At 41.4% G+C, this 24,979-nt stretch carries 33 protein-coding genes; 23 read left to right on the forward strand and 10 right to left on the reverse strand.

Annotation, left to right across the window (positions count from 1 at the left end; genetic code table 11):
- The first annotated feature begins 8 nt into the window (after positions 1-8).
- Entirely contained in the window at positions 9-854 is an 846-nt protein-coding gene (locus LH47_RS07110) for a 3-hydroxyacyl-CoA dehydrogenase family protein (RefSeq protein ID WP_043966027.1), read from the forward strand.
- Positions 855-868: 14 nt separating this feature from the next.
- Complete coding sequence (locus LH47_RS07115; protein ID WP_043966079.1) at positions 869-2,023, forward strand: thiolase family protein; 1,155 nt, start codon at positions 869-871, stop codon at positions 2,021-2,023.
- Between the two features lie 32 nt (positions 2,024-2,055).
- On the opposite strand, the gene LH47_RS07120 is transcribed toward LH47_RS07115, so the two are convergent.
- Positions 2,056-2,664 carry a trimeric intracellular cation channel family protein gene (locus LH47_RS07120; RefSeq protein WP_043966029.1) on the reverse strand — a complete coding sequence of 203 codons (609 nt, stop codon included), beginning with the start codon at positions 2,662-2,664 and terminating at the stop codon, positions 2,056-2,058.
- Positions 2,665-2,809: 145 nt separating this feature from the next.
- On the opposite strand from LH47_RS07120, the gene hflX reads away from it, so the two are divergent.
- From hflX to glnA, 4 genes are all read left to right on the forward strand, one after another.
- Positions 2,810-4,057, forward strand: a complete 1,248-nt coding sequence (gene hflX, locus LH47_RS07125; RefSeq protein ID WP_043966031.1) for a GTPase HflX — start codon at positions 2,810-2,812, stop codon at positions 4,055-4,057.
- A 13-nt stretch (positions 4,058-4,070) separates the two neighbouring features.
- On the forward strand, positions 4,071-5,339 hold the full coding sequence (locus tag LH47_RS07130) for a methionine gamma-lyase family protein (RefSeq protein ID WP_043966033.1): 1,269 nt from the start codon (positions 4,071-4,073) through the stop codon (positions 5,337-5,339).
- Positions 5,340-5,440: 101 nt separating this feature from the next.
- Positions 5,441-5,839, forward strand: coding sequence for a MerR family transcriptional regulator (locus tag LH47_RS07135; RefSeq protein ID WP_043966035.1), 399 nt, complete (start codon positions 5,441-5,443; stop codon positions 5,837-5,839).
- A 52-nt stretch (positions 5,840-5,891) separates the two neighbouring features.
- Complete coding sequence (glnA, locus tag LH47_RS07140) at positions 5,892-7,226, forward strand: type I glutamate--ammonia ligase (RefSeq protein WP_021094620.1); 1,335 nt, start codon at positions 5,892-5,894, stop codon at positions 7,224-7,226.
- Between the two features lie 38 nt (positions 7,227-7,264).
- Here the strand turns inward: glnA and lexA are convergent, their stop codons facing one another.
- On the reverse strand, positions 7,265-7,882 hold the full coding sequence (lexA, locus tag LH47_RS07145) for a transcriptional repressor LexA (RefSeq protein WP_021094621.1): 618 nt from the start codon (positions 7,880-7,882) through the stop codon (positions 7,265-7,267).
- A gap of 152 nt (positions 7,883-8,034) precedes the next feature.
- Between lexA and yneA the strand changes: the two genes are divergently transcribed.
- The 8 genes from yneA to LH47_RS07185 all read left to right on the forward strand — a co-directional run bounded on the left by yneA (position 8,035) and on the right by LH47_RS07185 (position 13,458).
- The gene (yneA, locus tag LH47_RS07150; protein WP_043966037.1) at positions 8,035-8,337 is read left to right on the forward strand and encodes a cell division suppressor protein YneA; all 303 of its coding nucleotides are present in this window, start codon (positions 8,035-8,037) and stop codon (positions 8,335-8,337) included.
- Positions 8,338-8,352: 15 nt separating this feature from the next.
- Positions 8,353-9,033 (forward strand): YneB family resolvase-like protein, encoded by a 681-nt coding sequence (locus tag LH47_RS07155; RefSeq protein WP_043966039.1) that lies wholly within the window; start codon positions 8,353-8,355, stop codon positions 9,031-9,033.
- A gap of 20 nt (positions 9,034-9,053) precedes the next feature.
- Entirely contained in the window at positions 9,054-9,284 is a 231-nt protein-coding gene (locus tag LH47_RS07160; RefSeq protein ID WP_043966041.1) for a DUF896 domain-containing protein, read from the forward strand.
- Between the two features lie 144 nt (positions 9,285-9,428).
- Positions 9,429-11,432, forward strand: coding sequence for a transketolase (gene tkt, locus LH47_RS07165; RefSeq protein WP_043966081.1), 2,004 nt, complete (start codon positions 9,429-9,431; stop codon positions 11,430-11,432).
- Between the two features lie 119 nt (positions 11,433-11,551).
- Complete coding sequence (locus LH47_RS07170; protein ID WP_043966043.1) at positions 11,552-11,764, forward strand: YneF family protein; 213 nt, start codon at positions 11,552-11,554, stop codon at positions 11,762-11,764.
- A 115-nt stretch (positions 11,765-11,879) separates the two neighbouring features.
- Positions 11,880-12,584, forward strand: coding sequence for a cytochrome c biogenesis CcdA family protein (locus LH47_RS07175; protein ID WP_043966045.1), 705 nt, complete (start codon positions 11,880-11,882; stop codon positions 12,582-12,584).
- A gap of 26 nt (positions 12,585-12,610) precedes the next feature.
- On the forward strand, positions 12,611-12,970 hold the full coding sequence (locus LH47_RS07180; protein WP_043966047.1) for a response regulator: 360 nt from the start codon (positions 12,611-12,613) through the stop codon (positions 12,968-12,970).
- 20 nt (positions 12,971-12,990) lie between these two features.
- Entirely contained in the window at positions 12,991-13,458 is a 468-nt protein-coding gene (locus tag LH47_RS07185) for a CcdC family protein (RefSeq protein WP_043966049.1), read from the forward strand.
- A gap of 14 nt (positions 13,459-13,472) precedes the next feature.
- Here the strand turns inward: LH47_RS07185 and LH47_RS07190 are convergent, their stop codons facing one another.
- Together LH47_RS07190 and LH47_RS07195 are read right to left on the reverse strand one after the other, a co-directional pair.
- Positions 13,473-13,910, reverse strand: coding sequence for a DUF2621 domain-containing protein (locus LH47_RS07190; RefSeq protein WP_043966051.1), 438 nt, complete (start codon positions 13,908-13,910; stop codon positions 13,473-13,475).
- Positions 13,911-13,987: 77 nt separating this feature from the next.
- Entirely contained in the window at positions 13,988-14,131 is a 144-nt protein-coding gene (locus LH47_RS07195; RefSeq protein ID WP_006318326.1) for a small acid-soluble spore protein P, read from the reverse strand.
- A gap of 105 nt (positions 14,132-14,236) precedes the next feature.
- Between LH47_RS07195 and LH47_RS07200 the strand changes: the two genes are divergently transcribed.
- Positions 14,237-14,497 (forward strand): hypothetical protein, encoded by a 261-nt coding sequence (locus LH47_RS07200; RefSeq protein WP_035066516.1) that lies wholly within the window; start codon positions 14,237-14,239, stop codon positions 14,495-14,497.
- A gap of 17 nt (positions 14,498-14,514) precedes the next feature.
- On the opposite strand, the gene sspO is transcribed toward LH47_RS07200, so the two are convergent.
- Entirely contained in the window at positions 14,515-14,664 is a 150-nt protein-coding gene (sspO, locus tag LH47_RS07205; RefSeq protein WP_043966056.1) for a small acid-soluble spore protein O, read from the reverse strand.
- Positions 14,665-14,833: 169 nt separating this feature from the next.
- Between sspO and acnA the strand changes: the two genes are divergently transcribed.
- Positions 14,834-17,542: an aconitate hydratase AcnA gene (gene acnA / locus LH47_RS07210; protein ID WP_043966059.1), complete on the forward strand. Its 2,709-nt coding sequence runs from the start codon at positions 14,834-14,836 to the stop codon at positions 17,540-17,542.
- 24 nt (positions 17,543-17,566) lie between these two features.
- Here acnA and LH47_RS07215 read toward each other — a convergent pair whose 3' ends face one another.
- Positions 17,567-17,698 carry a Small acid-soluble spore protein gene (locus LH47_RS07215; protein WP_021094632.1) on the reverse strand — a complete coding sequence of 44 codons (132 nt, stop codon included), beginning with the start codon at positions 17,696-17,698 and terminating at the stop codon, positions 17,567-17,569.
- A 64-nt stretch (positions 17,699-17,762) separates the two neighbouring features.
- Between LH47_RS07215 and LH47_RS07220 the strand changes: the two genes are divergently transcribed.
- A complete protein-coding gene (locus LH47_RS07220; RefSeq protein WP_043966061.1) occupies positions 17,763-18,230 on the forward strand; it encodes a divergent PAP2 family protein in 468 nt (155 codons plus the stop codon).
- Here LH47_RS07220 and LH47_RS07225 read toward each other — a convergent pair.
- The gene (locus LH47_RS07225; protein ID WP_043966063.1) at positions 18,225-19,121 is read right to left on the reverse strand and encodes a DMT family transporter; all 897 of its coding nucleotides are present in this window, start codon (positions 19,119-19,121) and stop codon (positions 18,225-18,227) included. The genes LH47_RS07220 and LH47_RS07225 overlap by 6 nt on opposite strands.
- Positions 19,122-19,181: 60 nt before the next feature.
- On the reverse strand, positions 19,182-19,865 hold the full coding sequence (locus LH47_RS07230) for a queuosine precursor transporter (protein ID WP_043966065.1): 684 nt from the start codon (positions 19,863-19,865) through the stop codon (positions 19,182-19,184).
- A 109-nt stretch (positions 19,866-19,974) separates the two neighbouring features.
- Between LH47_RS07230 and LH47_RS07235 the strand changes: the two genes are divergently transcribed.
- Together LH47_RS07235 and LH47_RS07240 are read left to right on the forward strand one after the other, a co-directional pair.
- Positions 19,975-20,637 (forward strand): ribonuclease H family protein, encoded by a 663-nt coding sequence (locus LH47_RS07235; protein WP_043966068.1) that lies wholly within the window; start codon positions 19,975-19,977, stop codon positions 20,635-20,637.
- The gene (locus LH47_RS07240) at positions 20,634-20,822 is read left to right on the forward strand and encodes a zinc-finger domain-containing protein (RefSeq protein WP_043966070.1); all 189 of its coding nucleotides are present in this window, start codon (positions 20,634-20,636) and stop codon (positions 20,820-20,822) included. Before LH47_RS07235 ends, LH47_RS07240 begins: the two co-directional genes overlap by 4 nt.
- A gap of 36 nt (positions 20,823-20,858) precedes the next feature.
- Here the strand turns inward: LH47_RS07240 and LH47_RS07245 are convergent, their stop codons facing one another.
- Positions 20,859-21,137 (reverse strand): DUF2564 family protein, encoded by a 279-nt coding sequence (locus LH47_RS07245; RefSeq protein WP_043966071.1) that lies wholly within the window; start codon positions 21,135-21,137, stop codon positions 20,859-20,861.
- Positions 21,138-21,249: 112 nt separating this feature from the next.
- Positions 21,250-21,450, reverse strand: coding sequence for a cold-shock protein CspD (gene cspD, locus LH47_RS07250; RefSeq protein ID WP_003398931.1), 201 nt, complete (start codon positions 21,448-21,450; stop codon positions 21,250-21,252).
- Positions 21,451-21,698: 248 nt separating this feature from the next.
- Between cspD and LH47_RS07255 the strand changes: the two genes are divergently transcribed.
- From LH47_RS07255 to glpK, 4 genes are all read left to right on the forward strand, one after another.
- Positions 21,699-21,947, forward strand: a complete 249-nt coding sequence (locus LH47_RS07255; RefSeq protein ID WP_043966074.1) for a hypothetical protein — start codon at positions 21,699-21,701, stop codon at positions 21,945-21,947.
- Positions 21,948-22,059: 112 nt separating this feature from the next.
- Positions 22,060-22,464, forward strand: a complete 405-nt coding sequence (locus LH47_RS07260) for a secondary thiamine-phosphate synthase enzyme YjbQ (RefSeq protein ID WP_084221277.1) — start codon at positions 22,060-22,062, stop codon at positions 22,462-22,464.
- On the forward strand, positions 22,461-23,012 hold the full coding sequence (locus LH47_RS07265) for a glycerol-3-phosphate responsive antiterminator (RefSeq protein ID WP_043966076.1): 552 nt from the start codon (positions 22,461-22,463) through the stop codon (positions 23,010-23,012). The genes LH47_RS07260 and LH47_RS07265 overlap by 4 nt, the downstream gene beginning before the upstream one ends.
- Before the next feature lie 134 nt (positions 23,013-23,146).
- Entirely contained in the window at positions 23,147-24,631 is a 1,485-nt protein-coding gene (gene glpK / locus LH47_RS07270) for a glycerol kinase GlpK (protein WP_043966078.1), read from the forward strand.
- The last annotated feature ends 348 nt before the right edge of the window (positions 24,632-24,979 follow it).

Below are 24,979 nucleotides of genomic sequence, written 5' to 3' on the forward strand. Positions count from 1 at the left end.
GAGTAACGATGCAAATAATGGCGGTCATCGGTGCTGGCTTAATGGGAAGCGGTATCGCCCAATCACTAGCGATGGGCGGGAAAATCGTTTATTTATACGATATTTCTGAAGCGGCGCTTAAAAAAGGAATGCAAGCCATTCAAAAAAGCCTTGCCCGTTTTGTAAAATCTGGGAAATTACAGGAACAAGAGGCAACGGCTGCTCTTGCTCGCATTCAACCTAAAACGGACTTGCACGAAGCAGTAAAAGAAGCGGACGTTGTCATTGAAGCCGTTCCAGAACATTTGTCGCTCAAAAAGCAAGTGTTTGAACAGCTTGACCGTTATGCGAAACAAGAGGCGATTTTAGCGACCAATACGTCGGAATTAAGCGTTACCGCGATTGCCGCTGCGACCAAACGCCCGAGCCGAGTTGTCGGCATGCATTGGTTTAATCCGGCGCCAGTCATGAAGCTCATTGAAATCGTAAAAGGGGTAGAAACATCGAAACAAACGATTGAAGCAATTCAACAATTATCGGAAGAAATCGGCAAAGAAACAGTTATCGTAAAAGATATGCAAGGATTTGTGACAACACGGGCGTTAGCGGCGCATATGTTGGAATGCATTCGCATGTATGAAGAAGGGATCGCTTCCGCAGAGCATATCGACAAAGCGATTCGCCTAGGGCTGAATTACCCGATGGGCCCGCTTGAACTTGCCGATTTAGTCGGGTTAGATACGATGTTGTTTGTCAGCGAAAATATGACGGAAGCATATGGCGACCGATTCCGCCCGCCACAAACGCTTCGCAAACTTGTAGAAGCAGGGCATCTCGGCCAAAAAACAGGCAAAGGATTTTATACGTACGAATGAAAGAAGGGAAAGATATGCGGGAAGTGGTGATTGTCGAAGCGGTACGCACCCCTGTCGGCAAACGAAACGGGGTGTTTCGTGACAAACATCCTGTTCATTTAGCGGCAATTGTGCTTGATGAAGTTGTCAAGCGTGCTGGGGTGGAAAAACAAGTAATTGAAGACATCGTCATGGGCTGCGTAACGCCGATTGGCGAACAAGGCTACAATATCGGGAGATTAGCAGCATTAGAGGCAGGATTTCCCGTGGAAGTGCCGGCGGTGCAAATCAATCGGATGTGCGGCTCCGGCCAGCAATCGATCCATTTTGCCGCTCAAGAAATTAAATCAGGCGATATGGACATCACGATTGCAGCTGGTGTGGAAAGTATGACGAAAGTGCCGATTTTAAGCGACGGAAACGAGCGGACGATTCCACCGTCGCTTCATGAAAAATACGAATTCGTCCACCAAGGCATTTCTGCGGAATTGATTGCCGAAAAATACGGATTGACGAGAGAACAGTTAGATGCATATGCGTACGAAAGCCACCAGCGGGCGCTTCGGGCGCAAGCAGAAGGTTGGTTTACCGAAGAAATTGTGCCCGTCAATGGGCTTGATAAAGACGGCAACGACATCATCGTAACAGCTGATGAAGGACCGCGCCAAGATACATCGCTTGAAGCGCTAGCGGCGTTGAAGCCCGTTTTTAAACAAAACGGGAACATTACTGCCGGCAATGCGAGCCAAATGAGTGACGGTGCAGCCGCGGTGCTATTGATGGAGCGCGAAACAGCGCTTCGCCTCGGCTTGAAGCCAAAAGCAAAAATCGTTGCCCAAACGGTCGTCGGCTCCGACCCGACATACATGCTTGACGGTGTCATTCCGGCGACGAAAAAAGTATTGCAAAAAGCGAACCTCACGATTGACGATATCGACCTTGTCGAGATTAACGAAGCGTTCGCATCTGTCGTCCTCGCTTGGCAAAAAGAAATTGGTGCCCCGCTTTCGAAAGTGAACGTCAACGGTGGTGCCATCGCCTTAGGTCACCCGCTCGGCGCAACGGGCGCCAAACTCATGACATCGCTCGTTCACGAACTCGAACGACGAAAGGGGCGTTACGGCTTATTAACAATTTGCATAGGACACGGCATGGCAACCGCGACCATTGTGGAGAGATGGGAAGGATAAAAAAGCAGGAGCCTCCTTTGAGGTCTCCTGCTTTAGTTGTTTGTTTTTAACGATTTATTCGGCAATTTCCAGTTGTATGTATACGATAAAATGCGCAATGTCGCAACGACAATAAACAATACATACAAGCTAATTGGAGAATGTGCGATGCCGGTTCCGACCGCAACGCCCGCTAAAATCGCCCAAACAGCATAAATTTCATCACGCAATACGAGAGGTTTTCTTCCTGCTAATACATCGCGAATCATTCCGCCTCCACTTCCAGTCAATACAGCAGCAACAATGACTGCACTTAACGGGCGATTCATTTGAACAGCATATAATGCTCCTTGAATGGCGAAGGCTGACAATCCGAGAGCATCAAAAAAGTTTCCCCAACGTTGCCAATGTGGTAGCATTTTGTGTGGAAACAAATAGACAATAGTCATCGCGATAAACGCGATGAAAAAAAGTGTTTGCTGTTGCCAAAGGACAGATACAGGTACGCCAATTAATACGTTGCGTACAGCACCGCCACCGAATGCGGTTACAATTCCGAGAATGTATACACCTAAAATATCGTATTCCTCTTCCATAGCGACAATCGCTCCGCTAATCGCAAAAGCAACTGTGCCAATCATACTTAATACTTCCCAAGTCATGATCGTAATCCTTTCTGTTATGTAACATTACGTTAAAATTTTATGTGTAAAATATGAAAAAATCAATGATCATTTTTCAGTCATAGCACTTTTAAATGAGATTTGTTATGATGGGAACAGATGTTCAATAGGAAAGAGGGGAAATATGGAAAAGGAACGAGTCATTATTGTTGGATGTCAATTGCCACATGTTGATGATGAACGATTTTCGTATTCGCTAGAAGAGCTTGTTTCGCTCGTTCATACAGCAAATGGCGAGGTAGTCATCACCCTTACGCAAAAACGGGACACGATTCACCCGGCTACATATATCGGAAAAGGAAAAGTCGACGAGCTCGTGCGTCTTGTCGAACAATTTGAGCCAGATGTCGTCATTTTTAATGACGAGCTGTCGCCAAGCCAAAACCGTAACTTAACAAAGTTGTTAAACGTACGCGTCATTGACCGGACGCAGCTTATTTTAGACATTTTCGCAAGCCGTGCGCGCTCCAAAGAAGGGAAATTGCAAGTCGAGCTTGCCCAATTGCAATACATTTTGCCGCGCTTAAGTGGACAAGGCGCAGCACTTTCCCGATTAGGTGGTGGAATTGGAACGAGAGGACCGGGGGAAACGAAGCTTGAAACAGATCGCCGTCATATTCGCCGCCGCATCGATGAAATTAAAGCGCAACTAAAAGTCATTGTCGAACATCGCGAACGCTATCGCGAGCGGCGGAAGAAAAATGCGGTGTTTCAAATCGCGCTCATCGGCTATACGAACGCTGGCAAATCAACGCTTTTTAACTGCCTAACGAATGCGGATGCGTTTGAAGAAAATTTATTGTTTGCTACACTAGATCCGCTCACGAGAAAACTTGTGCTGCCAAGCGGTTATACCGCGCTGTTGACGGACACGGTCGGCTTCATTCAAGACTTGCCGACAACGCTCGTCGCGGCGTTTCGTTCGACGCTAGAGGAAGTGAAAGAAGCCGATTTTATTTTACATATTGTCGATTCATCGAATCCGGATTATATTCAACATGAACAAACAGTTTATCGCTTGCTCGAAGAATTGGAGGCGACGACGATTCCAATTGCGACGATTTATAACAAACGAGACATTGTCCTTCCAAGCTTTGTCCCAAGCCCGAAAACCGATTATATGTTAGTGAGTGCGTTTCATGAACAAGACGTTCAAAAACTGCGCCAGTTTATCGAAGAAAAAATAACTGAAGCAATGGAGCGTTACGACGTGACGATTCCAGCATTTGAAGGAAAATTGCTTGCACAGCTAAAAGCAGAAACGATTGTGCGACACATGCACTACAATGAACAAAGGGGTATGTATGAATGCAGCGGCTACTTATTGCGAGAACATCCTCTTTTGTTACAACTAAGAACATATCAAAAATAGAAAGGGTTTTTTTATGTTTCAACATTTAACACATGGAGAAATGATTTCTGCACTCGTTAAAGAAATTGAAGCACAAATTGCGCCGATTCATCGGGCGATTGACGAGCGCATTGACTACAATCAATATCGCGTACTACAAAGCTTTCGCCGTCATCAAGTAAGCGACGCACATTTTATTCCGTCGACAGGATATGGCTATGATGACATTGGACGCGACACGCTTGAAAAAGTGTATGCGGACGTATTCGGCGGGGAAGCGGCGCTCGTTCGTCCACAAATTATTTCTGGTACGCACGCGATTACAATTGCCTTATTCGGTATTTTACGTCCGGGTGATGAACTTTTGTACATTACCGGCAAACCGTACGATACGCTAGAAGAAATTGTCGGCATTCGCGGCAAAGGAATTGGTTCATTAAAAGAGTTTCATATCGGCTACAACAGCGTACCCCTTACAAACGAAGGAAAAGTCGATTTTGCAGCGGTCAAACAAGCAATCAATGAACGAACGAAAATGATCGGCATTCAACGCTCCAAAGGGTATGACCCACGCCCGTCGTTTACTATTGCTGAAATTAAAGAAATGATTGATTTTGTAAAAGCAATGAAACAAGACGTTGTCGTTTTTGTCGATAACTGTTATGGTGAATTTGTCGAAGAACAAGAGCCGTGCCATGTCGGTGCTGATTTAATCGCTGGTTCGCTCATTAAAAATCCTGGGGGTGGATTAGCGAAAACAGGAGGATATCTCGTTGGTAAACGCGAATATATTGAGATGTGTGCATACCGAATGACATCACCGGGAATTGGGGCAGAAGCGGGCGCCTCGTTATACAGTTTACAAGAAATGTATCAAGGTTTTTTCTTAGCGCCACATGTCGTCGGACAAGCGTTGAAAGGGGCGGTCTTTACGGCAGCGATGCTCGAACGCATCGGCATGAATACGTACCCGACATGGAACGCTACACGTACGGATTTAATTCAATCGGTACAATTTGACGATGCAGAGCAAATGATTGCGTTTTGTCAAGCAATTCAATTTGCCTCACCGGTCAATGCGCACTTTACTCCATATCCGAACTATATGCCAGGATATGAAGATGACGTCATTATGGCGGCAGGCACATTTATTCAAGGGGCAAGTATTGAGCTATCAGCCGATGGACCCATTCGTCCGCCATATGTTGCATACGTGCAAGGGGGATTGACGTACTCACACGTTAAAATTGCTGTTTGTATCGCGATTGATCGGTTGCTTGAGAAACAATTAATTAAATTATAAAATATTTTCAGAAAAAACATGTGATAAAATGTAACGTGTTGTTGACATATAAAATAACATAGAATAGAATAGAAATACGTATTACGTAAGGAGGGGTCGACATGAATAGTCACATTCGTCGCTCCATGCCGTTATTTCCTATCGGTATCGTTATGCAGCTAACGGATTTATCAGCGCGACAAATTCGCTATTATGAGGAACACGGTCTCGTTTCACCTGCGCGAACAGAAGGCAATCGTCGGTTATTTTCGTTTAATGACGTGGATCGCTTGCTCGAAATTAAAGATTTAATTGAACAAGGTGTTAATTTAGCAGGCATTAAACAAATTTTTGCTTCACGTCAACAACAGCATGCAGACACACCTGTCGCGCCAAAAGTAGTGAAACAAGATTTATCCGAAGCAGAATTACGCAAACTGTTACGTGCTGAATTAATGGAAGCGGGGCGTTTGAATCGTGCCTCACTTCGTCAAGGGGATATCGCTCGCTTTTTCCATTAAAATTTATGTTTTTTACACAAATGATCTTTTTATTTTGGGGGAGGAATATGTAATGGCTAAGTACACAAAAGAAGATATTTTTCGTATTGTAAAGGAAGAAAATGTAAAGTATATTCGTTTACAGTTTACGGACATTCTTGGCACGATTAAAAACGTCGAAATCCCTGTAAGCCAACTACAAAAAGCGCTCGATAATAAAATGATGTTTGACGGATCGTCAATTGAAGGATTTGTCCGTATTGAAGAATCAGATATGTACTTATATCCTGATTTAGATACATTTGTTATTTTCCCGTGGACAGCCGAAAAGGGAAAAGTAGCTCGTTTCATTTGTGACATTTACAATCCAGATGGCACACCATTTGAAGGTTGCCCTCGTTATAATTTAAAACGCGTATTGAAACAAATGGAAGAGCTCGGATTTACAGAGTTTAACCTAGGCCCAGAGCCAGAGTTTTTCTTATTCAAGTTAGATGAAAAAGGGGAGCCGACGTTAGAGTTAAACGATAATGGCGGTTACTTCGATTTAGCACCAACGGATTTAGGTGAAAACTGCCGTCGTGATATCGTATTAGAGCTAGAAGAGATGGGTTTTGAAATTGAAGCCTCTCACCATGAAGTCGCACCGGGCCAACATGAAATTGACTTCAAGTATGCCAATGCTGTAAAAGCGTGCGATGACATTCAAACCTTTAAACTTGTTGTAAAAACAGTAGCACGCAAACACGGTTTACATGCGACATTTATGCCAAAACCTCTCTTTGGTGTAAACGGCTCGGGCATGCATTGCAACTTATCGCTCTTTAAAAATGGTGAAAATGCCTTTTTTGATCCGAATGGTCAATTGCAACTAAGCGAAACAGCATTGCAGTTTATTGCGGGTGTGTTAAAGCATGCTCCAAACTTTACAGCGGTAACAAACCCAACAGTGAACTCATATAAGCGTCTTGTTCCGGGCTATGAAGCACCTTGTTACGTTGCATGGTCAGCACGCAACCGTAGTCCATTAATACGTATCCCGGCATCACGTGGCATGAGCACGCGTATTGAAGTGCGTAGTGTAGACCCAGCGGCAAATCCGTACTTAGCAATGGCTGTATTGTTGGCTGCTGGATTAGACGGCATTAAAAATAAATTGACACCGCCAGCACCGGTTGATAGAAACATTTATGTGATGACGAAAGAAGAGCGTTTAGAAGAAGGTATTGTTGATTTGCCTGCAACATTAGCGGAAGCGCTCGAAAACTTAAAATCCGATGAAGTAATCGTAAATGCACTTGGTAAACATTTATTTGAACATTTCGTTGAAGCAAAAGAAATTGAATGGGATATGTTCCGCACAGCGGTACATCCGTGGGAACGCGAACAATATATGAGCCTTTACTAAAAATACTAAAAAAGCTAACGGTTTTTCCGTTAGCTTTTTTAATGAATTGAGCGGTATACGCCAATCACTTTTCCTAAAATCATTGCATTCGAAACAATGATCGGCTCCATGGATGAATTTTCAGGTTGCAAGCGAATATGGTCTTTCTCTTTAAAGAAGCGTTTGACGGTTGCTTCGTTTTCTTCTGTCATCGCTACAACGATATCTCCGTTATTAGCCGTTTGTTGTTGACGGACAATCACATAGTCTCCGTCTAAAATACCAGCCTCAATCATACTTTCTCCGACAATTTGTAACATAAATACTTGGTCATCTGGTGAGACGAATCGTTCTGGAAGAGGGAAATATTCTTCAATGTTTTCGATTGCGGTAATCGGTTGTCCAGCTGTTACTTTTCCGACAATTGGAACGTTGACGACGTTTGTCTTTGGGATGGATTCGTACTCGTCCAAAATTTCAATGGCGCGTGGTTTTGTTGGATCACGTCGAATGAAGCCTTTGCTTTCTAAACGAGCGAGATGACCATGAACGGTCGAACTTGATGCTAAACCGACTGCTTCTCCAATTTCCCTCACTGATGGTGGATACCCTTTTGTGCGTACTTCTTGTTTAATGAAATCTAATATTTGTTGTTGTCGTTTTGATAATTTCGCCATTCTTATACACCTCTTCCTTTTCAACTTTGCCCATATTATAACATAATTTTTGTTTTGAACACAAACATAAGTTCGAAAACATAGTTGACACGAACAGAAGTTCTCGTTATTATAAAAACAAACAAACGTTCTGTTTTTAGGGGGTAGAAGGTATGAGGAAAATACATTATGTCGTGATGTTTTTATTTAGTGTATTGTTTGTTTGGGCGTTTTTGCACGTCACACAATCGGTTGATAAACAGAAATATGTTGAGATTACTGTGTCAGCTGGTGATACGTTATGGGAGCTTGCGGACAAATACAAACATGAACATCAATTGTCCCATGAACAATTCATTCAATGGGTAATGTCAGTAAACAATCGTTCAGACGAACGATTAATCATTGGTGAGAAAATTGTTATTCCTGTGTTAAAATCAAATAGCGAAAATCGGCTTGTTGCGAATAGACCGTAAAGAAAGGGATGACGAATGAACGCCATTATTTATTGTCGTGTAAGTACAACGAAAGAAACGCAAGAAACATCGTTACAAAGACAAAAAGAAGAGTTAGAACAGCTTGCGGCGGAATACGAAATGAATGTTGTCAAAATTATTCAAGAGCAAGCAAGCGGTTATGACATCGAACGGGAAGGGATTATGGAGTTGCTTGATACGATCAAGCAACATCCCATTGATGTCGTTCTCGTACAAGATGAGACAAGACTTGGACGTGGGAATGCAAAAATTGCTCTCCTTCGTTGTTTACAAAAAGAAGGTATTCGGGTGTATACGGTGAGCCATCGAGGGGAGCTTCAGCTATCAGAAGCCGATTCGATGGTGTTAGAAATCATTAGCATTGTAGAAGAGTATCAAAGGAAAATACATAATTTAAAAATTAAACGTGGGATGCAGCGAGCTGTTCAAAACGGCTATCGACCAGAAAACAATTTGCGCAACGTAGGTGAACACGCTGGACGTGATCGAAAAGATGTACCAATTGAAGACATTATTCGGTTGCGTCAAAATCGCTTAACGTTCGCTGAGATTGCTGCAACGCTTCGTTCGTTTGGTTATGATGTATCAAAAGCGACCGTGCATCGACGATACAAAGAATATGAGCAACTTGTCAACAATGAAAAATTTTTGTATGATGATACGGACGAGAAGTAAATACAAAAGGATGAGGCTAAATGTTATCTCCTGAGAAAATAGCAAGAATTAATGCGTTAGCTAAAAAAGCAAAAATGGAAGGTCTTACGGCTGAAGAAAAACAAGAACAGCTTCAACTTCGCACAGAGTATATTGCTGCGTTTCGTGCGTCGATGATCGAAACATTGCATCACGTAAAAGTCATTGATCCAAACGGAAATGATGTCACTCCAAAAAAATTAAAAGATAGTAAGAAAAAACGAATGCATTAATATGCGCATGATGGAGAACATACTGATAGATGTTCTCTTTTTTTCGTTAGTTTGTCAAAAAAAATGTTGTGAAGCATTGTACATTTTACGAACTTTTCTATATCATAAAAGGTGAGAATGTTTGCAAATGAAAGGATGAAGATGATGACACACTCTATTGAACAATTATCGATTGCAGCGATTCGTACGTTGTCGATTGATGCAATTGAAAAAGCAAATTCAGGTCACCCAGGAATGCCGATGGGGGCTGCGCCAATGGCGTATACATTATGGACGAAGTTTATGAACCATAATCCGCGCAATCCAAAATGGTTCAATCGCGATCGTTTTGTATTATCAGCAGGACACGGTTCGATGCTACTGTATAGCTTGCTTCATTTAAGTGGTTATGACGTTACAATGGAAGACATTAAACAGTTTCGCCAATGGGGGAGTAAAACACCAGGCCATCCGGAATACGGTCATACACCAGGTGTAGAAGCAACAACGGGACCACTTGGGCAAGGAATTGCGATGGCTGTCGGAATGGCGATGGCGGAACGTCATTTAGCAGCTACATATAACAAAGACCAGTTCGAAATGATTAACCACTTTACATATGCAATTTGTGGTGACGGTGACTTGATGGAAGGAGTTTCTGCAGAAGCTGCTTCGTTAGCAGGTCACTTAAAGCTTGGACGCCTCATCGTTCTTTATGATTCGAATGATATTTCACTTGATGGCGAATTGCATCTTTCTTTCTCTGAAAGTGTAGAGCAACGGTTCAAAGCGTACGGGTGGCAATACATTCGTGTAGAAGACGGCAATAACATTGAAGAAATTGCTCAAGCTATTGCTGAAGCTCAAAAAGATTTAGAACGCCCAACATTAATTGAAGTGAAAACAACGATTGGTTATGGCTCACCAAACAAAGCAGGAACAGCCGATGTGCACGGTGCTCCACTTGGGAAAGATGAAATTAAGTTAACGAAAGAAGCATATAATTGGACGTTTGAAGAAGACTTTTACGTTCCAGATGAAGTGTATGCTCATTTTGAAAAAGTAGTGAAAGAAGCGGGAGAGAAAAAAGAAGCGGAATGGAACGCTTTATTTGCTGAATATGAGAAGGCGTATCCAGACTTAGCAAAACAATTACGCATGGCGATTGACGGTAAACTTCCTGAGGGCTGGGAAAAAGCATTACCGATATATGCAGAAGGAAAAAGTTTAGCAACACGCGCTTCTTCTGGGGAAGTATTGAATGCCATCGCAAAAGTTGTACCGCAATTTTTAGGTGGATCTGCGGACTTAGCCGGTTCAAACAAAACGTTAATTAAAGGGGCAGGAGACTTCTTGCCAAGCAGCTATGCAGGTCGCAATATTTGGTTTGGCGTCCGTGAATTTGCGATGGGGGCTGCGTTAAATGGCATGGCGCTTCACGGCGGTGTGAAAGTGTACGGTGGTACGTTCTTCGTCTTTTCAGACTATTTACGTCCAGCCATTCGACTTGCTGCGCTGATGGGATTGCCTGTCACATATGTATTTACGCATGATAGCATCGCTGTCGGTGAAGATGGTCCAACGCATGAGCCAATTGAACAACTTGCCTCCTTACGAGCAATGCCAAATGTATGTGTCATTCGTCCGGCAGATGCAAATGAGACGGCTGCTGCATGGCGGTTGGCTTTGGAATCGACAGATCGTCCGACTGCTCTTGTGTTGACACGTCAAAACCTTCCTACGCTAGCGACGACAGCTGAGCGCGCTTATGAAGGGGTGAAAAAAGGAGCATATGTTGTTTCTGAAGCCCAAGGAGAAGTACAAGCATTATTGTTAGCATCCGGTTCAGAAGTTAGCTTAGCTGTAGAGGCACAGAAAGCGTTAGCGAATGAAGGCATTCATGTTTCAGTTGTAAGCATGCCTTCATGGGATCGTTTTGAAGCGCAAACAGCTGATTACAAAGAAAGTGTGATTCCAAAGTATGTAAAAAAACGCCTTGCAATTGAAATGGGCGCATCTCTTGGTTGGGAGAGATATACAGGAGATGAAGGAGATATTTTAGCTATTGATCGCTTCGGGGCTTCTGCACCTGGAGAAAAAATTATGCAGGAATATGGATTTACAGTGGAAAATGTCGTTGCACGTGTCAAATCATTGCTAAATAAATAATAAAACGGGGAGATGCACTCCCCGTTTTATTATCGAATAAAGATTTTTTACTGAACGTATTGTACAAACCGTCATTGTTTAGTATAGTGTAATGTAGACAACATGAAGGAGGAAAAAATATGTGGGAAATGATTTTAGTAGGCATTGTAGCGCTTGCTGCCGGCGTTGCGCTTGGATTTTTTATTGCGCGTAAAACAATGATGAGCTACTTGAAGAAAAATCCACCGATTAATGAACAAATGATTCGAATGATGATGATGCAAATGGGCATGACTCCATCGCAAAAGAAAATCAATCAAATGATGAAAGCAATGAACAATCAATTAAAATAAAAGGCAAGGCACTCCGCAACGAGTGTCTTTTTTAGCACGAGAAGAAGCTGTTGCTCATATTTGTATTTTTTTGATAAAATATAGGCAAGTGAAGAAGAAATGGAGTGTCAATGATATGGACATTCAACTGTTTGTTGCGTTTGGAGCGGGTGTACTTTCGTTTATTTCCCCGTGCTGTTTGCCGCTTTATCCAGCTTTTTTATCATATATCACAGGAATGTCGGTTAGCGATTTAAAATCCGATTATGCGTTGTTGCAAAGAAGAAGTTTGTTACATACGTTATTTTTTTTGCTCGGATTTTCATTTATTTTTATTGCTATCGGTTTTGGTACGTCGATGCTCGGACAATTTTTCCAGACATACCAAGATCTCATTCGTCAAATTGGTGCAATATTGATGGTGTTTTTCGGGTTTGTCATTATCGGAATTTTTAAACCGAGGTTTTTAATGACTGATCGTCGTTTATCCTTTCAACATCGTCCATCTGGTTACATCGGTTCTTTTCTTATTGGTATGGCATTCGCTGCTGGTTGGACGCCATGTACGGGTCCAATTTTAGTGTCGGTTATTGCCTTAGCGGCGACGAATCCGAGTTTAGGTGTTGTTTATATGACAGCCTATTCACTTGGCTTTGCTTTGCCGTTTTTGTTCTTATCTTTTTTTATCGGAAAAATGGGGTGGATTCGAAAACATCATGTCAAGTTAATGAAAATCGGCGGATATGTCATGGTAGGGATGGGTGTCGTATTATTTTTTGATTGGATGACGAAAATTACAATTTATGTGACAAATATATTTGGTGGTTTTACAGGTTTTTAGTTTTTAAAGGTGTGGAGGGGAAGGAAATGGCGAGAATTTTAATTGTGGATGATGCGAAATTTATGCGCATGACGTTAGCCAATATTTTAAAAAAAGCAAATCATGAAGTTGTTGGGGAAGCGGAAAATGGGAAAGAAGCTGTTGATTTTTACATGGAATTGAAGCCGGACGTTGTGACGCTTGATATTACAATGCCGGTGATGAGCGGACTTGAAGCAGTAAGGGAAATTAAACAACGCGATCCGCATGCGAAAATTATTATGTGCTCAGCTATGGGACAACAAAAGATGGTTGTTGAAGCAATCGAAGCAGGGGCGCTTGATTTTATCGTAAAACCATTTGATGAAAGCCGCGTGATTGAAGCGATTCAACGTGTGTTGCTCTAAAAAAGAGAGGGAGATTCATTTTGGCCATTTTTAGTTCGGTATTTGCTGTATTGATGGCTGGACTTGTTTTTCTTATTCGAATGAAAGCGGCAGAAAAACCGACAAACGCTAAAAAAATTATATTACCGCCTATTTTTATGAGCACAGGTGCATTGATGTTTGTGCATCCGATGTTTCGGGTAACGGTGCTTGAATGTGGAGAGGCCATTTTCATCGGGGCACTTTTTTCTATTTTGTTAATTAAGACATCTTCGTTTGAAGTTCGAGGCAATGAAATTTATTTACGACGCTCAAAAGCGTTCGTTTTTATTTTTGTTGGTTTAATTGTATTACGTTTAGCTCTAAAAACATATTTAAGCCGTACCATTGAGTACGGAGAGCTTGCCGGAATGTTTTGGATCCTCGCTTTTTCGATGATTGTTCCTTGGCGAGTGGCGATGTATGCATCATATCGTCGTCTTCAACGCGAAATAACGGAAAAAAGCTAATCAACGAAGGGTGATTAGCTTTTTTTCATTAGCAGATGTTCGTATTTTGTAACATCAATTTGTTTTTCCCGAAGAGCTTTAATTAAAAATTTATGGTCGCGTTTTGGTGTGGCGAGAATATAGCCACGAACAACTAAATCTTCCGTAATTCGATTCGCTTTTTCTTGTAACGCCAACTCTCCGATTTTACCAGCGATTTTTTGACGAGCTACATCCCGAAACAGTTCGGGAACAGGACGAACTAAATCTTCGAGCAACGCTTTTTCCTTTTCAGGCCATAGATGGCGTGTTTGTTCAATGTAATATTGCTGCCAATCTAATTCAGATTTCCCATCTTCTTTTGGCAGCCGTTTTAAAAATTTCCGGAACATAAAAAAGCCACCGATTGACATCGTAACAAGGAGAAAAACGACCCAAAATAAAATAAACCATAAAAACCAACCTGTTAGCATACATTCCACCTCAACGTTTATTATGTAAAAAAATAAGAGCGGAATCAAGAAAAAGAGCTGACGTTGCGTCAGCTCTTTCACATATCGTGACTGGAGTTATGCTTTTGACGGGTATGATTTTGATTTTTTACTTTTTTCGATCCGCTAAGCGGTTCTGGTTGTCCTGGGTTATCTCCTTTTGGAGCATTTTTTCGCATATCTTTGCTTGTATTTTTGTTCATACCATACACTCCCTTCCTTCATATGATGGCATGGTAGATGAGATTTATGCATATTTCGCTCATGAATAGGCACGATAAATATTAAAAAGAGAGGAAGTGAATGAGATGCCTTATCATAAAAATAAGCAACAAGCGTTTGAAGCTGCCCAACAAGGAACAATGGAGGCGAAAGAATGGTACGATCATCTTGTGAAAAGCGATGCAGATTATGGAAGTCAATTGCATCATTTAAAACAAGAAGTAAACGAAGCGTTTGAGCAAATTAACAATGCGCTTGAAGTAGCTTCTGAAAAACAACGAAAACAGCTTGAACAATTTCGCAATGATTTGCAAGCGATTGTCGAGGAAGTGAATATGTATGAATAATCCCGCTTCAAGCGGGATTATTGATTTTTCTTACGTTTTTTATTGTTTTGTTTTTGTGCTTCAGTAAGTGGTTCATTGGAGAGTTCTTCATTGTAACCTGCGCCTTTTCCTTGGGCGCTTCCATCATTCATGCCCGGAATGACATGATTTGCTTTTCTTTTTACCATCTTTTTTCACCTCCTACAACTATTGTTGGAAAGAGAGCAAAAAAATATGCATTTATCTGAAACTTATAAACAATTATTATTTACTTATGTAGAGCATTGTATTAAGATAAAAGCGTAGGAATTTTGTGGGTTTGGGAGAAGATGACTTGTTAGAAGGGGGTAATACATAATGGTGAAAAATGATGTATTTCAAGCGCGTTCTACATTTGAAGTAAACGGGAAAACATATCATTATTATCGCTTACAAGCGCTTGAAGAAGCAGGAATTGGAAACGTATCACGTCTTCCGTATTCGATTAAAGTACTTCTTGAATCAGTACTTCGTCAAGTTGATGGACGTGTCATTACAAAAGAGCATGTTGAAAATTTAGCGAAATGGGGAACGAGCGAACTAAAAGATGTAGATGTTCCATTTAAACCATCTCGCGTCATTTTGCAAGACTTTACAGGTGTTCCCGCTGTCGTTGATTTAGCTTCGATGCGCAAAGCGATGGCGGACATCGGTGGAGATCCGTATGAAATCAACCCCGAAATTCCTGTCGATCTTGTCATTGACCACTCTGTCCAAGTTGATAAAGCTGGAACAGAAGATGCGCTCGAGTACAATATGAATTTAGAGTTTGAGCGTAATGCAGAACGCTACAAGTTTTTGAAATGGGCACAAAAAGCGTTCAGCAATTATCGTGCTGTCCCACCAGCAACAGGTATTGTGCATCAAGTGAACTTAGAGTATTTAGCGAATGTGGTACATGTCGTTGAAGGAGAGAACGGTGAATATGAAGCGTTCCCGGACACGCTTGTAGGTACAGACTCTCACACGACGATGATTAACGGCATTGGCGTACTCGGTTGGGGTGTTGGTGGTATTGAAGCGGAAGCAGGTATGCTTGGACAACCTTCTTACTTCCCAGTACCAGAAGTCATCGGCGTACGCTTAACAGGAAAGTTACCAAACGGTACAACAGCAACAGATCTTGCGTTAAAAGTGACACAAGTACTGCGGAAAAAAGGGGTCGTCGGCAAGTTTGTTGAATTTTTCGGTCCAGGTGTGGCAACGTTGCCGTTAGCTGACCGTGCCACAGTAGCAAACATGGCTCCTGAGTATGGTGCAACGTGCGGCTTCTTCCCAGTTGATGCAGAAGCGCTTGATTACTTGCGTTTAACAGGCCGTGATGAGCAGCATGTTCAAGTCGTTGAAGCATATTGCAAAGCAAACGGTTTGTTCTATACACCAGATGCGCAGGAGCCAGTATTTACAGATGTTGTTGAAATTAACTTATCAGAAATTGAACCGAATCTTTCTGGACCAAAACGTCCACAAGACTTAATTCCGCTTTCAAAAATGAAAGAATCGTTCCGTCAAGCAGTAGTTTCTCCACAAGGAAACCAAGGCTTTGGCTTGACAGAAGCGGATTTTGATAAAGAAATGACAGTAACGTTAAACGGCGAAGAAGTAAAAATGAAAACAGGTGCGATTGCGATCGCTGCAATTACAAGCTGTACGAACACATCGAACCCATATGTGTTAATTGGAGCAGGTTTAGTTGCGAAAAAAGCAGTGGAAAAAGGATTAAAAGTTCCAAAATACGTAAAAACATCGCTTGCGCCTGGCTCAAAAGTCGTTACAGGATACTTAAAAGATTCAGGACTCCTTCCTTATTTAGAACAAATTGGATTTAATATCGTTGGTTACGGTTGTACGACATGTATCGGTAACTCTGGTCCACTTGCTCCAGAGCTTGAAAAAGCAATTGCAGAAAATGATTTGCTTGTGACGAGTGTATTATCGGGTAACCGAAACTTTGAAGGACGCATTCATCCGCTCGTCAAAGGTAACTATTTAGCATCACCACCGCTCGTTGTGGCATATGCACTTGCTGGAACAGTTGATATCGATTTATTAAATGAGCCGATCGGTAAAGACCAAAACGGAAATGACGTGTACTTTAATGATATTTGGCCGTCTACAGAAGAAGTGAAAGAAGTCGTAAAACAAGCGGTGACACCGGAATTGTTCCGCAAAGAATACGAGCGAGTATTCGACGATAACGCCCGTTGGAATGCGATTGAAACGACGGACGAGCCACTTTATCAATGGGACGAACATTCAACGTATATCCAAAACCCTCCATTCTTCGAAGGGTTATCGCCAGAAGTGGAGGAAGTGAAACCACTTACTGGATTACGAGTAGTTGGTAAATTTGGTGATTCTGTTACGACGGACCACATTTCTCCAGCTGGATCGATCGGTGTAAATACACCAGCAGGACAATACTTAATTTCTAAAGGTGTTGATCCGAAAGACTTTAACTCGTATGGTTCTCGTCGTGGTAACCATGAAGTGATGATGCGAGGTACGTTTGCTAATATTCGTATTCGTAACCAAATTGCACCGGGTACAGAAGGTGGATATACGACATATTGGCCAACCAACGAAGTTATGTCGATTTACGATGCTTGCATGAAATATAAACAAGATGGCACAGGACTTGTTGTTATTGCTGGGAAAGATTATGGTATGGGAAGTTCACGCGACTGGGCAGCAAAAGGAACATATTTACTTGGCATTAAAACTGTCATCGCTGAAAGCTTTGAGCGTATTCATCGTTCCAACCTTGTGCTCATGGGTGTGTTACCACTTCAATTTAAAGAAGGGGAAAATGCAGAAACGCTTGGGTTAACGGGCAAAGAAGTGTTTGAAGTACACATCGATGAACATGTCAAACCGCGTGACTATGTAAAAGTAACAGCAACAGACGAACAAGGAAACAAAAAGGAATTTGAAGTGCTTGTACGCTTTGATAGCGAAGTAGAAATTGACTACTATCGCCATGGCGGTATTTTACCGATGGTATTACGTGAAAAATTAAAACGATAAGAAGAGGGCAGACCGCTCTCTTCTTTATTTTTTGTTCGTTTTTTTCGCCGCATTTTCTAATGCACTTTTTGGCTCGGGCGTAAATGTAGCATCATATCCTTGTGGATTGACGCTTGGAGCGTTTTGGCCGCGATTTCTTCCATTATTTTTGCTCATTACGTTCACCTCCTGTGCATATTGTATCCGTCTTTTCGAAAAATATATACAAGGAGGCAAGGATATGAATCGAGCCATTCAAACAGCATTATGTACAATTGCGTTAGCACAATTTTTAAAAATTCCATTGGCGAAAAGAAAAACGAAAAAATGGGATTGGTCACTCTTTTTTGAGACAGGTGGTATGCCAAGTTCCCATTCCGCAGGAGTTGCTTCACTTGCCACATATGTTGCTTTAAAAAAGGGGGTGCATAGCATAGATTTTGCCCTTGCAGCCATCTTTGGCTTAATTGTTATGTACGATGCTCAAGGGGTGCGTCATCAAACAGGGGAGCTAGCTATTCGTGTGAATGAGTTAACTGAAGAGATCGAAAAGATAAAAGGAGCTCACGATGATGGTAAGCTTGATCGAAAAGAGGAGTTATTGCGTGAAAGGCTTGGTCATCAGCCAATTGAAGTTATTGGCGGAGCGTTTCTTGGTATTGTTACAGGCGGGTTATCTTATGTCATAACTAGAAAGCGCTCGCTATGAAAGGCGAGCGCTCTTTTTTCTTTGCCATATATGTTGAGGAAGTTCGGAAAAAATCATTCCTAATAAAATGAGTGCAGCCCCGAATAAAGCGGCCTGTTGAAGACGCTCATCATTCCATATATACGCAGTCAGAGCAGCAAAAACAGGTTCTAGAGCAAAAATTAAAGCAACACGTGTTGGAGATGTATATTGTTGAAAATGCGTTTGAATAAAGAAAGCAATTGTTGTTGCGAACAGTGCGGTGATAAGTAAAGCGATCCATACGTCAAATTTTAAAAAAGTAGAGAGCGGAATAACGGACCAATCTTCGAACAAATATGAACATATAAAGCAAACAATAGATACGGTCTGAACTTGAACGGTTGTTAGTAAGACAGCTGAAAATTTTGTCGCATAGATGCTTGTTGAAACGATGTGTAATGCAAAAGCAACGGCGCATAAAAAGACGAATAGATCACCTTTATTCATTGACATATCTCCGCTTACAGTCAAAAAATATAGACCACATGCAGCTAATACACTTCCAATTACAGCGTTAAGCGAAGGTTTTTGTTTTAAAATAATAAATGCAAAAAGGGGGACGAGAACAACATTTAATCCAGTAATGAATCCAGCCTTTGACGAAGTAGTATACAATAAGCCGACTGTTTGAAGGGCGTAACCAAGACATAACCAAATGCCAAGAATAAATCCAGCGCGTATAAGTTGCTTATCTAGCGGTTTTCGTTCAAAGATAAATACCCAAATCCATAGCAATATACTTGCCATCGCAAAACGCACGCCATTAAATAACAATGGGGGCAAAAAAGCAATGGCGTTTTGAACGACGACAAACGTAGCGCCCCAAACGAAAGCAACAAACAATAAACTTATATCTGCTCTATACTTCATATTTCGCTCCTTTACAAAAAAATGTTGTATAAGACCGAAGTCTCATACAACATTTTACCATCATTCCATATGTTTTGGGGATATTTTTTTGGCGATATATACGAACGGTGTATCTAACGTTGCGACAATCCATTTTAATACATATGTCGTAATAAAAATTTGTAGCCAATCATGAAATGGGAATACACCGAGAAACGCGATTGATGTGAAAACGAGCGTATCGATCAATTGGCTAATCATCGTACTTCCGTTATTGCGAATCCAAAGCTGGGAATCATGCGGGAATTTCTTTTTAAACCAATGAAACAAGTGAACATCAAGTGACTGACTAATTAAAAAAGCAAGCAAACTACCAAGTGCGATACGTGGCAACAAGCCGAAAATGGTTTCTAACGCTGGTTGAGCAAAGTCGCTAGTATGCGGTTTAAATAGTAAAGCAAGTTGCATCACGATCGTGAGTGAAATGAGTGTAAAAAAGCCGAGCCATACCGCTTTTTGTGCTTCTTTTTTTCCGTATTTTTCACTTAAAATGTCAGTCACTAAAAAGGCGGTTCCGTACATGACGTTTCCAAGTGTAGCTGTCATGCCAAGCAATTCAACCGTTTTAACGACTTGTAAATTAGCGACAACAGTAGAAAAGCCGATCCATACGAATAAACCTGAACGACCAAAGAAACGATAAATGAGCAATACAAGTGAAAATGTAATGATGGCAGAAAAAAGACCGAGTGTTTCATTGAACAAGATGATCCCTCCCTTGTATGAAAGTATAAAGGCACAAAAGATATTATACAGTTGAGATCATGTTTTGTCTAAACTGTTATAATAAAATTAAAAAGAAAAGGTGAGCGACATGAAGGTGTTTATGGAGTGGACGTATGTAACACCGAAAAAACAGGAAATAGTGTGGACATCAAAAGAAATGGAAGTGGAGGAGGCTTTATCTTTTGCAGAAGATATAGAGAAAACAGGAAGAGTAAAACAACTTTTATTTTTTGATGCACGTGGTGTGGCATGGACGAAGAAAGAGCTAATCAAGCTAATGAAAGAAATTGAAACGGAGCCACATGATATTGTTGCCTATTTTGATGGTGGTTTTGACCATGAAACAAAAAAAGCGGGAGTTGGCGTTGTTATTTATTATAAACAAAACGGCGATCCGTTTCGCATACGCGCAAATGCGCAGCTAGATGAATTGCAGTCAAATAATGAAGCGGAGTATGCAGCATTCTATTTTTTACTCGAACAGCTTGAACATCTTGGTGTTCATCATTTACCTGTCGTTTTTCGCGGAGATGCACATGTCGTATTTCATCAATTATCTGATGAATGGCCTGTGTTTTCAGACGAAGGGAGATGGGTTGAGCGAATTGAACAAAAAATGAAGAAGCTTTGTATTTCACCAATTTATGAACCAATTCGTAGAAAGCAAAATGGCGAAGCGGATCAATTAGCGACACAAGCGCTTCATGGAACGATCATTACGAGTACGATGCGGCTGGAGCGTGAGCGATGAATCGAAAAGATATATTACTTCGGTTAAATGAATTGTTTGATACGTATTGCGAAGGATGCTTTGTGAAAAGAACATTTCGTAAAGAGTGTGGAAAATTGTATGCGCAATCGTTTTGCATTCAAACATGTACAGTAGGCGAAAAAATACAACAATACGGTCAGTTGCTTGTAAAACAAAAAACATAACAACAGAGTGTCCCGTATACTCGGGACACTCTGTTGTTACATGTGATTGATCGTCTCTGATAATTGGTGATGTGCGTCTGCTAGTTCCTTTTCGCATTGTAACAACAACGGGTCTTCACCGCTTGCTTTGGCGCGCACGATCGCTTCTTTGGCATTTTTAATTGCCTGTTTTGCATGATTAAACGCATGGTCATCTAAGCTCATCGTTGCTGCTGCCACCATTTTTTTGGCTGACTCAACCGCCAAGTGCGCATTTTCGATTTCTGTAAATACGCTATCGGACTGAAGGTAAGGTTTTTTTGAATTTTGTGTCATTGCTATCCCTCCTTGTTTGTAGTATTTGTGTGAAAGGAGGGGAGTATGTAATGAAAAAAGACCAGCGTTTGCTGGTCTTTTCGTCGAGCTATATATGAATCATCTCAGACGATTATAATTTCACTACGTTTGCAGCTTGAGGGCCACGGTTTCCTTGAACGATTTCAAAAGAAACAGCTTGACCTTCTTCTAACGTTTTGTAGCCTTCACCTTGGATTGCTGTGAAGTGTACGAACACATCGTCTCCGCCTTCAACTTCGATGAATCCGTAACCTTTTTCGTTGTTAAACCATTTTACTTTACCGTTTTGCATAATACTGAATCCTCCTAATACCTTTTAGCCAATAGGCTAATGAAAAAATTTTTCATATAACGGAATATACCCACAGCAACCAATCGGTGCAGGACATATATTCAGTTAGATGATAATTAGACTATACACGAATGACAAGGAAGAGTCAAGACAAAAAGGCGATTTTTTCAAAAAATTTTTTTAGAGGAGGATTTTTGTAATCAGTGCATAACATTAACAGTAAGGAGTATAGAAAGGGAGTGAGCGGCATGTATCGTGGTCAAATTTGTGGAAAAGAAGTCATCATTAAGTTAAGCAATCATGTACGAAAGCAAAAAATCGATCAAGAAAAGCTATATCAAACGGTTTTAGCATTTAGCGAAGCAGCATTTGAACAACAGAAAGAACAATTTGGTATTGTAAGCAAACAAGGGTTAATTGTTGCCTCGGTTGAACAGCATGATTTGCCTGTGATTTCGGTAGATTATATCATTCCGTCTCACCATGTATATGATTAAAGCCCAGATCATCCTGAGCTTTAACTATGATTAGGTGTTCATGAATTTTTTATGGAAAAGAATTGTGAAAATATGTATGATCATAAGTATATAGAAATAAAGGTGGGAAGGTATGATGATGAAGCGATGGACGATTCAAACAACGAAGCGAGATGAGTTTGTAGATGTTACTTCGTTTGTTCAATCATTTGTTACAGAAAGTGGAGTACAAGAAGGAATTGTTGTTGTTTATTGTCCACATACAACCGCAGGAATGACGATAAATGAAAATGCTGATCCGGATGTGAAACGAGACATGATTCGTCGTTTTGATGAGTTGTATCCATGGCATCATGCGTTTGATCGGCATAGTGAAGGAAATACAGCGGCACATATGAAAGCAAGCACGGTTGGATCATCGGTGCATGTTATTGTCACGAAAGGTCAACTGCTTCTTGGGACATGGCAAGGCATTTATTTTTGCGAGTTTGACGGGCCGAGAACGCGCACATTTTATGTAAAGGTGATGGAAGGATGAACGGACAACGTATTTTGCCTGCTGTACGTTCGATGAAAGATTTTGATAAACTCATCAAAATGAATTACGAATATGGGGTGTTTTTAGATATTCATATCGGTATGCTGAAAAGTGTGTATACATACGCAAATGAGCATGGCAAAAAAATGTTTCTTCACGTTGACTTAATTCAAGGGCTAAAAAGCGACGAATATGCGACGGAATTTTTATGTCAGCTCGTCAAACCATATGGATTGATTTCGACAAAAAGCAGCGTAATTACGAAAGCGAAACAAAAAGGCGTTGTCGCCATTCAACGCACATTTATTATTGATTCAAATGCGTTTGAACGAAGCGTTCAACTTGTAGAAAAAACAAACCCGGATTACATTGAAGTGTTGCCAGGTGTTGTTCCGAAAGTCATTTCTCAACTTCATGAACGAACAGGGAAGGACATTATCGCTGGCGGGTTAATAGAAAATGAAACAGAGGTTGAAGCAGCACTTGCCGCAGGGGCTGTTGCTGTAACGACATCAAATGTCGAACTTTGGCGATATTTTGCCCTGTAACAAATGTATTGACAGCGTTTTCAAAATGGATTAGTCTTATAATTAAGTTTATTATGTTAGTGAGAGAGAGGAGAGACTCACACGCGTTTTTATGAATCGCGGTGTGGGTCTTTTTTTGCAAGGGGGATCGGTGTATGTACATTTTAGCTCTTGATCAAGGGACAACGAGTTCACGTGCTATTTTATTTAATCAAAAAGGGGAAATTGTGCATATTGCACAAAAAGAGTTTACACAATATTTTCCTCAGCCAGGATGGGTCGAGCATAATCCGAATGAGATTTGGGGTTCTATTTTAGCTGTCATTGCAACCGTATTGTCGGAAGCGGCCATTGAACCAAAACAAATTGCGGCTATCGGCATTACGAACCAACGGGAAACGACAGTCGTATGGGATAAACAAACAGGGCAGCCGATTTATAACGCGATTGTATGGCAATCACGCCAAACAGCACAAATTTGTGAACAATTGAAACAGGATGGGTATAATGATGTATTTCATAAAAAAACAGGTTTGCTCATTGACGCTTACTTTTCAGGAACGAAAGTGAAATGGATTTTAGACCATGTTGCAGGGGCACGCGAAAAAGCAGAACGTGGGGACTTATTGTTTGGAACAATTGACACATGGATTACTTGGAAACTGTCTGGCGGAAGAGTACATGTAACTGATTACTCTAATGCGTCAAGAACGTTAATGTTCAACATTTATGAGCAAAAATGGGATGATGAGTTACTAGACATTTTACAAGTGCCGAAAGCGATGTTGCCAGATGTTCGACCATCTTCAGAAATTTATGCACATACGGCACCATACCATTTCTTCGGACAAGAGGTACCAATCGCTGGAATCGCAGGGGATCAGCAGGCGGCATTATTCGGGCAAGCGTGCTTTGAAGAAGGAATGGCGAAAAACACATACGGCACAGGTTGTTTTATGTTAATGAATACAGGGGAAAAAGCCGTGCAATCGAATCACGGTTTGTTAACGACGATTGCATGGGGAATTGATGGAAAAGTCGAGTATGCGCTAGAAGGAAGCATTTTCGTTGCTGGATCTGCGATTCAATGGCTACGTGACGGATTACGAATGATTAAGGAAGCAAAAGATAGCGAGGCGTATGCAATAAAAGTGCAATCAACAGATGGCGTATATGTCGTGCCAGCATTTGTAGGGCTTGGGACACCGTATTGGGATAGCGACGTACGAGGAGCGGTATTTGGCTTAACGCGTGGAACGACAAAAGAGCATTTCATTCGTGCGACACTTGAGTCGCTTGCATACCAAACGAAAGATGTGTTAACTGCCATGGAAGCGGATGCGGGTATTACGTTAAAAACATTGCGTGTAGACGGCGGAGCAGTGAAAAACAACTTTTTAATGCAATTTCAAAGCGACATCCTCGGTGTGCCTGTTGAGAGACCAATGATTAATGAGACGACTGCACTAGGAGCGGCTTATCTGGCAGGACTTGCGGTTGGATATTGGCAAAGTAAAGAAGAAATTGCTAAGCAGTGGAACATTGATCGCGCCTTCGATCCAAAAATGTCTACTGATGTTCGCCAACATTTATACGATGGATGGAAAAAAGCAGTTCATGCTGCGCAAATGTTTAAATGAAAACAAAACTATGTTTTAAATAATTAATAAGAGAACAGGAATATTTCATCAATGTGTGAGTAAAATATTTGTGGGTGACATTCAGGAATGATTCCCCGACGAGGGTTGCGAACTTTTGTTCGCGACGCTCGTCGGGGCCACCAAGCGAAGCGCGGTAGAAAAAAGCAAATGTCATGCAAAAAGGACTCTCTCCCTGCTATGATGGTGATGACCAACATCAATAAAACAGGAGGGAGAGAGTCCATGAAACATTTTACCACAGAATGGCCTTTATTAAAAGAGCTGGAGGAACAATTAGTCAGAACTCTTCAAAAGGTGTTCGCTGTCTTGTTGGCGGCCCTTTTGGAG

Source organism: Anoxybacillus thermarum (assembly GCF_000836725.1).
Classification (GTDB): Bacteria; Bacillota; Bacilli; order Bacillales; family Anoxybacillaceae; genus Anoxybacillus; species Anoxybacillus thermarum.